At 74.9% G+C, this 8,777-nt stretch carries 8 protein-coding genes; 1 reads left to right on the top strand and 7 read right to left on the bottom strand.

Going from position 1 to position 8,777, the window contains the following annotated elements; all coding sequences use genetic code 11:
• Positions 1-275: phage holin family protein (locus tag G3I53_RS14835; protein WP_203617119.1), on the bottom strand; the 275-nt coding region annotated here is incomplete at its 3' end.
• Positions 276-408: 133 nt separating this feature from the next.
• Between G3I53_RS14835 and G3I53_RS14830 the strand changes: the two genes are divergently transcribed.
• Positions 409-756, top strand: coding sequence for a VOC family protein (locus G3I53_RS14830; protein ID WP_164338421.1), 348 nt, complete (start codon positions 409-411; stop codon positions 754-756).
• Positions 757-836: 80 nt separating this feature from the next.
• Here G3I53_RS14830 and G3I53_RS14825 read toward each other — a convergent pair whose 3' ends face one another.
• From G3I53_RS14825 to G3I53_RS14800, 6 genes are all read right to left on the bottom strand, one after another.
• Positions 837-2,846 carry a DUF5107 domain-containing protein gene (locus tag G3I53_RS14825; RefSeq protein WP_164338422.1) on the bottom strand — a complete coding sequence of 670 codons (2,010 nt, stop codon included), beginning with the start codon at positions 2,844-2,846 and terminating at the stop codon, positions 837-839.
• A gap of 72 nt (positions 2,847-2,918) precedes the next feature.
• The gene (locus G3I53_RS14820) at positions 2,919-3,473 is read right to left on the bottom strand and encodes a GNAT family protein (protein ID WP_164338423.1); all 555 of its coding nucleotides are present in this window, start codon (positions 3,471-3,473) and stop codon (positions 2,919-2,921) included.
• A 112-nt stretch (positions 3,474-3,585) separates the two neighbouring features.
• Positions 3,586-4,518, bottom strand: coding sequence for an LD-carboxypeptidase (locus G3I53_RS14815; RefSeq protein WP_164338424.1), 933 nt, complete (start codon positions 4,516-4,518; stop codon positions 3,586-3,588).
• The gene (locus G3I53_RS14810) at positions 4,515-6,479 is read right to left on the bottom strand and encodes a prolyl oligopeptidase family serine peptidase (RefSeq protein ID WP_164338425.1); all 1,965 of its coding nucleotides are present in this window, start codon (positions 6,477-6,479) and stop codon (positions 4,515-4,517) included. The genes G3I53_RS14815 and G3I53_RS14810 overlap by 4 nt, the downstream gene beginning before the upstream one ends.
• A 4-nt stretch (positions 6,480-6,483) precedes the next feature.
• The gene (locus G3I53_RS14805) at positions 6,484-7,788 is read right to left on the bottom strand and encodes a M20/M25/M40 family metallo-hydrolase (protein WP_164338426.1); all 1,305 of its coding nucleotides are present in this window, start codon (positions 7,786-7,788) and stop codon (positions 6,484-6,486) included.
• Positions 7,781-8,614 (bottom strand): M55 family metallopeptidase, encoded by an 834-nt coding sequence (locus G3I53_RS14800; RefSeq protein WP_164338427.1) that lies wholly within the window; start codon positions 8,612-8,614, stop codon positions 7,781-7,783. The genes G3I53_RS14805 and G3I53_RS14800 overlap by 8 nt, the downstream gene beginning before the upstream one ends.
• Positions 8,615-8,777 lie beyond the last annotated feature (163 nt).

Below are 8,777 nucleotides of genomic sequence, written 5' to 3'. Positions count from 1 at the left end.
CCGCGCAGGGCGTAGGCCGCGGCGGCCAGGATCACGGCCGTGATGAGCGCGGCGGCCCAGTCGGGCAGGACCAGGGCGAGCGCGAGCCCCACCGCGAGCGCCAGCGCGGCGCCCGCGTACAGGGCGGTCGCGCCGGACGCCGCGTACAGCGCCGCCTTGCGGCGCTGCTTGCGGGTCTGCTCGCGCAGTTCGTCGCGCACCGTCTCGCGTGCCACCTGGGCCAGTTCGTCGACCAGGTGCTTGTCCAGATGCTGCAAGTGCTCCAAACGCTGCATGGCGCGCCGGGTACCCGCCGGCCCGGCGGCGTAACGCGGTGCGACCGGGCGTCGCGGAACGGACGCGGACGGACGCCGTCCCGGAGCCCCGGTCGGCCCCCGTCGTGGGCCGGGCCCAACTAGGCTCGTGGTCATGGAGATTATGGGTGCCACACTGCGTGTCTGCGTCGAGGACATCGAGACCGCGATCCCCTTCTACGAGCGGCTGGCGGGCGGTCCGGCCCTCCGCTTCGAGCGGGGTGGCGTCCACGTGGCCGCGGTGGGCTGCTTCCTGCTGATGAGCGGTCCCGCGGCCGAGTTGGAGGTGCTGCGCAAGGTCGCGGCGACGATCGCGGTGAAGGACGTGGAGGAGGCCCTCCGGGTGCTGACCGACATGGGCGCCGACATCATCGCGGGCCCCGTGCCCACGCCGGTGGGCCGCAACCTGATCGTGCGTCACCCCGACGGGGCCATCTACGAGTACGCCGACCGCCGGTCCTGACGGCGGCCGGCGGCGGACCCGCCGGGGACGCGCCCGGTCACCACGGCCCGCCGCCGGAACCTGCCGTCCTGAACCTGCCGTCAGGACGGCGGCCGCATCCGGAAGTCGTAGTGCTCCGGCAGGGGTTCGTCGGTGAGCGCGCTCCAGAGCCGCCCGATGACCTCGTCGCCCTCCCGCAGGTCCGCGACCTCGAAGCCCTCGTCGAACACGGCCCGGGCCTGCTCGCGCCGGCCTTCGGCGAGCAGCAGCCCGGCCTCGGTCAGCCGGAACCGGCCGCGTGCCCGGGTGCCGGGATCCAGCCGCTCCCACACCGAGCGGGCGTCGGCCGTGCGGCCCACGGCGAGCAGCGCCTCGATCGCCTCCCGCCCGAGCGCGGCGGCGACGGCGGTCCACGCATCCCGCCCGGCCGCCGTGACCGACTCGGCGCCCCCGGCGTCCCCGGCGTCCTCTGCCGTCTCCCCCGCCCGGCGGCACAGGTCGTCGAACGCCTCCGCGTACCGGTCGGCGGCCCGCTGGTGGTGACGGTCCTCCTGGTCGGCGACCGCGAGGCAGCGCAGGGACGGCCACACCGGTCCGGAGCCGCGCAGTCCCCGTTCCCAGCTGCGCACCGCCTGGGCCCGGTCGCCCGCGTGCCACTGCGCCACGCCGAGGTGGTACTCGGCGAGCGGGGTCGCGGGAGCCGTCTCCAGCATGTCCCGCCAGTGCGGGGCGACGAGGGTGGGCCCGGGCGGACGCCCGTCCGACGGCTCGGGGAAGGAACCGGCCCGCAGCAGCTGCCGCCACGGCTCCTGCTCCTCGCCCAGGGCGGTCTCGTCGAACGGCGTGCCCGGCAGCTTCCAGCCGTTGCGCAGCACCTCCAGCGCGCCCCAGCCGGAACCGGTGGCGAGGCGCTCGCCGGGCTCGGTGTCGGCGTGCGGCAGCCAGGCGGCGTGGGCCGCGTCGACGTCGGCGCGCGGCAGGACGGTCTCCAGCCGGTCCTCGGCCTCCTGGAGGACGCCCGCCCACTCCCCCTCCGGCCGGCTGGTGAAGGGGCCGTACGTCTCCAGCCAGGTCACCTCGCTCGTGGCCGGCAGCGAGACGTGTTCGAGCTGGGTGCGGGCGAGTCCGGCCTGGATCTCGCAGTAGCCGCCGGTGCCGGGCTCGGTGAGCCACCGCTGCCAGCTCCGCCCGCCCGGGCCGCGCCCCCACACGAACAGCTTCCGGCCGCGCAGCACGTCGGTCGACGTCTGTACGAGACCGTGGCCGTCGGCGTCCAGGGCGGCGATCCAGCGCCTGCGCTCCGGGGGCACCTCGTAGAAGTAGTCGGCCGGGTAGGTGCTGCGGACGGGGTAGGTGCGGTCCACGCCGTCGTACTCGGGCACCGGCACCCGGCGCAGCCGGCGCGTGTAGCCGAAGTGCCAGGCCTCCTCCGCCGGGGCGAGGACGCGGCACTCCTCGGGGACGGCGATGTTGGACCACCAGTAGGTGGGCACCGGCCGGTCGTGCGGGTTGCGGACGCGGACGCCGACGTGGAGGAAGTCCGAGCCGTCGGGCAGCCAGAGGTCGACCTGGAACGGCAGGTCGCGCAGCCGTTCCCACTCCCACAGGCGCAGCATCCGCCCGCCGTCGGGGGCGGGGACGACGGCGGCGTGGACGGGCGAGCAGGACAGGGTGGTGTGGCCGGTGGCGCCGATGTTCCACTCGATGCCGCCGGAGAACCAGGCCCCGTTGAGCGCGAAGTTGGCGGGTTGCAGCACCGGGTTGCGGTACAGCAGTTCCCGGCCGGTGGGCCGGTGGACGAGGGAGGCGATCCGGCCGCCCAGACCGGGCAGCACGGTGGCCCTCAGCCGGTCGTTCTCGATCACCAGCGTGTCGATGCGGGCCGGGTCGCGGCGTCGGCCGTAGCCGTCCCGGACGCGGACGGGCAGCAGGCTGTGCAGGTGGGCGTGGCCGATCTGCCGGGCCATGTCGCGCGGCAGGTCCTCCTTGTCGCGGTCCTCGATGCGGTGCATCTCGTCGAGGGGCCGCAGCGGGGGCAGGGGGTTGTCGGGACCCACCGGGGCCGCGGGCAGCGTCAGTACCTCACGTCGGATCGTCGTCACGATCTCCATGGAAGCGGCCCGGGACGGTCCTGAACAGGGGTCGGCACGGACCGGCCGGGAGCGCGCCGCCGTCCGGCGGGGTCAGCGGGGCCGGAGCATCTCCCGGGTGAGGGCCCAGCGTTGGTGGTCGCGCCATGCTCCGTCGATGTAGAGCATCCGGGGTGAGAACCCCTCCAGGTGGAAGCCGCCGCGCCGGGCCAGGGCGATGGACGCGGCGTTGCCCGGCTGCACGTTGATCTCCAGGCGGTGCAGGCGCATCGGCCCGAACGCGTACCGCACGACGAGGTCCAGTCCCTCGCTCATCAGCCCGCGCCCGGCCGCGTGCGCGAAGGCGCCGTAGCCGAGCGCGCCGCACTGGAAGCCGCCCTCGACGATGTTGTTGATGTTGACGAACCCGGCGATGGCGCCGCCGTCGGCCTTCTCGCACACCAGGAACCCGGCCTTGGCGGGGTCCTCGATCAGGCGCTTCGCGTACGCCGTGTAGGCGCTGACGGTGTCCGGCGGGAACAGCCAGGGGTGGTGCAGGTCCTTGCTCTCCCGTGCGCGGGCGGTGAACTCGGCGCCGTCCGCGAGGGTGAACGGGCGCAGCCCCACGCGGGGGCCCTCGGTGAGGTAGGGGGAAGCGGAGTGCGGCACCCTGCCACCCTACGACGGGCCCCCGGCGCCCCGCTTCCGCCGCGGACGGGGCGCCCGGTCGGGCGAGGGCCGGCCGGTCCGGGGCTCAGCCGAGGACCGGCCGGTCCTGAGCTCAGCCGAGGGCCGGCCGGTCCAGGGTCAGGGTGCCCGCGTCCGCGTCCAGTTCGGCGGGGACGCCGAAGGGCACGGTCAGGGCCCCGTCGCAGTGCCCGAAGCCGAACTCCTCGGCGACCGGCACGCCCAGCGCTCCGAGCCGGTCGGTGAACAGGGCGCGCAGCTCCTCGGGGGGACCGCAGTCCCGCCACGAGCCCAGCAGCACCCCGGCGACCCCGTCCAGCATTCCGGCGCGCAGCAGCTGGGTGAGGTAGCGGTCGAGCCGGTACGTCTCCTCCCCGACGTCCTCCAGGCACAGCAGTCCGCCGCGCGCGGAGGTCCGGGCGTGCGGGGTGCCCAGTTCGGCGGCGAGCAGGGAGAGACAGCCGCCGAGGGTGACACCGCGTGCCCGGCCGGGCAGCAGCGCAGTGCCCTGGGAGCGGAGGACCCGGACGGCCTCCGGGTCGAACAGGGTGGCCCTGAGGTGGTCCTGGGCGCGGGTGCTCTTGACGAAGTCGAGTCCGGCGGCCATCGGCCCGTGCAGGGTGACGAGGCCGAGCCGGGTGGCGAACGCCTCGTGCAGCGCGGTGATGTCGCTGAACCCGACGAACACCTTCGGTCCGGCGGCGCGCATCGCCGTCCAGTCGAGCAGCTCGGTCATGCGCTGGACGCCGTAGCCGCCGCGGGCGCAGATCACCGCGTCCACGGCGGGGTCGCACCAGGCGGCCTGGAGGTCGGCCGCCCGGTCGGCGTCGGTGCCCGCCAGATAGCCGAAGGCGTGGTGCCGGTCCAGGACGTGGGGGGCCACGACCGGATCGAGGCCCCAGCCGCGCAGCACGTCCAGACCGGCCCGGTGTCTCTCCTCGGGGACCGGCCCGCTGGGGGCGACGACGGCCACCCGCGCGCCGGGGGCGAGCCGGGACGGCCGGCGGAGGGGCTGGACGTGGCTCATCCGGTCAGCTCCAGTGGTGCGGCGTCCGGCGCGCCGAGACCGAACACCTGGTTGTAGAGGGACAGTTCCGCCTCCAGGGCGCGCACCATGGTCTCGGCCCGCCGGAAGCCGTGGCCCTCGCCCGGGAAGGTGAGGTAGGCGTGCGGCACCTGCCGGCCGGCCAGCCGGGCCAGGAAGCGCTCGCACTGCGCGGGCGGGCAGATCACGTCGTCCAGCCCTTGGAGAAGCAGGAACGGCACGGTGAGCTTCTCCGCGTGGGCGATCGGCGAGCGTTCCTCGTAGCGGGCGGGAACCTCCGCGCGGGGGCCGATCAGGCTCTCCAGGTAGTGGGACTCGAAGTCGTGGGTGCCGCCGGTGCTCCAGCCGGTGAGGTCGAGCACCGGGTAGAGGATCGTGCCGCAGGCGTAGACGTCGGTGGTGGTCAGGGAGACGGCCGTGGTCCAGCCGCCGGCGCTGCCGCCGCGCAGGGCGAGCCGGTCGCGGTCGGCGGTGCCCTCGGCGGCGAGGGCCAGCGCGACGGCGGCGCAGTCCTCCACGTCGACCACGCCCCACTGCTCACGGAGCCGGTTGCGGTACGCGCGCCCGTATCCGGTGGAGCCGCCGTAGTCGACCTCGGCGACGCCGATGCCGCGCGAGGTGAAGTAGGCGATCTCCAGGTCCAGGACGAGCGGCACCCGGCTGGTCGGGCCGCCGTGCGCGCGGATGACATAGGGCGGCAGCCGGTCGCCGGGCGCGGCGCAGCCGGGGTGGTGCGGGGGGTAGACGCGGGCGTGGATCTCGCGGCCGTCGGGGCCGGTGAAGGTGCGGCTCAGGGGCTCGGGGTAGTAGGCCGGGTCCACGACGTCGTCGTGCTCGGCGCCGACGACGCGGGCCCGGCCGGTGCGGGTGTCCAGCTCCACGACCTCGGGGGCGCTGCGCGGACTGCCCGCCACGGCGACGACGCGTTCGCCGTGGGCGGCGAGGAAGGGCGCGTACTCCGTCCAGGGGCCGGCCGCGTCGACGACCTCGCCGGTCTCGGGGTCGAGGACGCCGAGCGCCGTGGCGCCCCGGCCGTGCAGGACGGCGACGAGGCCGTTGTCGAGCGGGGCGAACCAGCGCCATCCCGGCCGCCACAGCGGGCCGCCGAACTCCTCCTCGCGCGGGCAGACCGGTTCTCCGTCGCGGTAGAGGTTCCACCAGCCGGTGCGGTCGCTGCTGTACAGCAGCCGTCCGTCGGGGGTCCAGTCGGCCTGGGCGACGGACTCCTCCGGTCCGCCCGCCACGGTCCGGGGTTCGCCGAAGGTGCCGTCGGGGGTGACGTCGGCGACGAGGAGCTCGGTGCCGTCCCACGGCATGCGCGGGTGGTCCCAGGCCAGCCAGGCCACCCGCCGCCCGTCGGGTGCGAGGCGCGGGCCGGTGACGAACCGGTGCCGGCCGTCGGTGAGTTCGCGTACCGCACTGCGGTCGTCGGCGGCCGAGCCGTCCACCGGCACGGCGGCCAGGACGCGGCGCACGTCGCCGGGTCCGTCACCAGTGAACTCCTCCAGCACGCACCACACCTCGCCGCGGTCCGCCACCCAGGTGGGCTCGGCCCAGCGCAGCCCCTGCCCCACCGGTGAGACGGGGGTGAGCGGGCGGGGCTCGGTGTCCGGTTCCCAGCGGTACAGGCGCTGGTCGGCGAAGTCGACGAACACCACCAGCGGGCCGGTGTCCGTGGTGGTTCCGGTCCAGGGCCGTCCGCCGTACTCGTGGACACGGCTGCGCACGTTCCACGGCGCGGGCAGCACGGCCTCCTCCCGGCCGTCGGGGTGCCGCCGCACCAGGGTGCGCCGGCCGCCCTCGGCGGGCCGCGGTTCGGTCCACCACACCTCGTCGCCGACGAAGTCCGCGAACTCGGGGCTGCCGTCGTGGGCGGCGGCCGTGGCCGCGTCGATGGGCGAGGGCCACGCGCCGTACTCCAGGATCCGCACTGTCTCCCCCACTCCCTCAGGCCGTCCGCAGGAACCGGTCGAGGACCCGGACCCCGAAGTGCAGCGCCTCGACGGGGACGCGCTCGTCCACTCCGTGGAACAGCGCCTGGTAGTCGAGGCCCTCGGGCAGCTTCAGCGGGGCGAAACCGTATCCGGTGATGCCCAGCCGGGAGAACTGCTTGGCGTCCGTCCCGCCCGACATGCAGTACGGCACGACATGTCCCTCGGGGGCGAACTCCCCGATCGCGGCGCGCATGGCGGCGAACGTGGGCGAGTCCACCGGCGCCTGGAGGGCGACCTCCCGGTGCACGAACTCCCAGTCGACGTCCGGCCCGGTGAGGTGGTCGATGGTGGCGCGGAACTCGTCCTCGGTGCCCGGGAGATAGCGGCCGTCGACCTGTGCCACGGCGGTGCCCGGGATCACGTTGACCTTGTAACCGGCGTCCAGCATCGTCGGGTTGGCGCTGTTGCGGACGGTGGCCTCGACCAGCTTCGCGGCCGGGCCCAGCTTCTCCAGGAGCGTGTCGACGTCGGTGACGTCCGTCCCGATCCCGTACAGCCCGGCCAGTTCGCGCAGGGCGGCCCGCACGGTCGGGGTGGGGCGCAGTGGCCACTCGTACGCGCCGATGCGGTTGACCGCGGCGGCGAGCCGCGTCACCGCGTTCTCCCGGTTCACCTTGGAGCCGTGGCCGGCCCGCCCGCGTGCGGTGAGCCGCAGCCACGCGGTGCCCCGCTCCCCCGCCCCGACGGGGTAGATCTGCCGCCCGGCGCCGTCGTGGAAGGTGTACGCCCCGGACTCGCTGACGCCCTCGGTGCAGCCCTCGAACAGGCCGGGGTGCCGGTCGGCGAGGAACCCGGACCCGTCCTCGGCGCTCGCCTCCTCGTCGGCGGTGAACGCGACGACGACGTCCCGGCGGGGCCGGACGCCCTCCCGGGCCCAGGACCGCACCACGGACAGGATCATCGCGTCCATGTTCTTCATGTCGACGGCGCCGCGTCCCCAGACGACCCCGTCGCGGATCTCCCCGGAGAAGGGGTGCACCTGCCAGTCGGCGGGTTCCGCGGGCACCACGTCCAGGTGGCCGTGGACCAGCAGGGCGTCCGCCGACGGGTCGGTGCCCTCGATGCGCGCGACGACGTTGGTGCGGCCCTCGGTGCGTTCCAGGAGCGTGGGTTCCAGGCCGGCCTCCGCCAGCCGGGCCGCGGCGTACTCGGCGGCGGGGCGCTCCCGGCAGTCGCCGCCGCCGCGGTTGGTGGTGTCGATCCTGATCAGGTCGGACGTGAACGTCACGACCTCGTCGAGTGCCTGCAGGTCAGCCATACTGCTCCTCCACCGCGGCCGAGGCGATCGTGGTGACCGCCTTGAAGGTGCGGATCCCGTCGTACATCGTGGCGCTCGTGTACGCCACCTTGCGCTCCCCGGTGCGCCGCACCCCGGGCACCACCGTGACGGCCATGGCCAGGTGTGCGGCGTCGAACTTCACCTCCACGGTGAAGGGTCCGGCGTCGGCGGGACGCTGACGCACCGCCAGGGCCGCCGCCTCCTTGGCCGCCGCCCGGATGTCGGCCGCCGTCCTCCCCGGGGTGCGGCACACCGCCGCGTACCGCGAGACGTGGTCCTTGACGGCGACCTTCAGCGCGCCGGGCGCGTAGCCGAGGGCGTCCTCGCAGGCCACGTCGTCCCCGGTGACGAGGACCACCGGCACGCCGTACTCGGCGACGACGTGGGCGTTGAGCAGGCCCTCGCTCGCGCGCTCCCCGTTCAGCCAGACCCCCGTGACGGAGTTGGCGAGGTAGGTGTGCGCGAGGACGCCCTCCATGCCGGCGCCCGCGTGGTAGCCGACGAAGGCGATGCCGTCCACGTCGCCGTGCTGCACGCCCTCCACCATGGACAGGTCCTTGTGCCGGCCGGTGAGCATGGTGGCCCGCTCGTCCAGCTCCTCCAGGAGGAGGTTGCGCATGGTCCAGTGGGCCTCGTTGATCAGCACCTCGTCGGCGCCGCCGTCGAAGAAGCCCAGCACGGCCGCGTTGACGTCCGAGGTGAACAGGGACCGGCACCGCTCCCACTGCGGGGTCCCCGGCAGCACGTCGGCCGGCCAGGTGACCCCGGTGGCGCCCTCCATGTCGGCGCTGATGAGGATCTTCATGCCTGGCACGCTACGTGCTCGGCCCGAACCCCTGCCAGGCCTGTGGAAAACTCTCACCGCACCGGCCGCGCCGCGGGCCCGGACCCGGCGCCGCGGACCGGCACGGAGTGCCACCGGGACGGGACGCCGTCGTCCGGCCCAGCGGGCCGCCGGCCCGGACGAC

This window comes from Streptomyces sp. SID14436 (assembly GCF_010548465.1).
In the GTDB taxonomy this organism is placed as follows: Bacteria; Actinomycetota; Actinomycetes; order Streptomycetales; family Streptomycetaceae; genus Streptomyces.
Note: the sequence above shows the minus strand (reverse complement) of the source record. Positions and strands in the feature narration are given on the sequence as shown.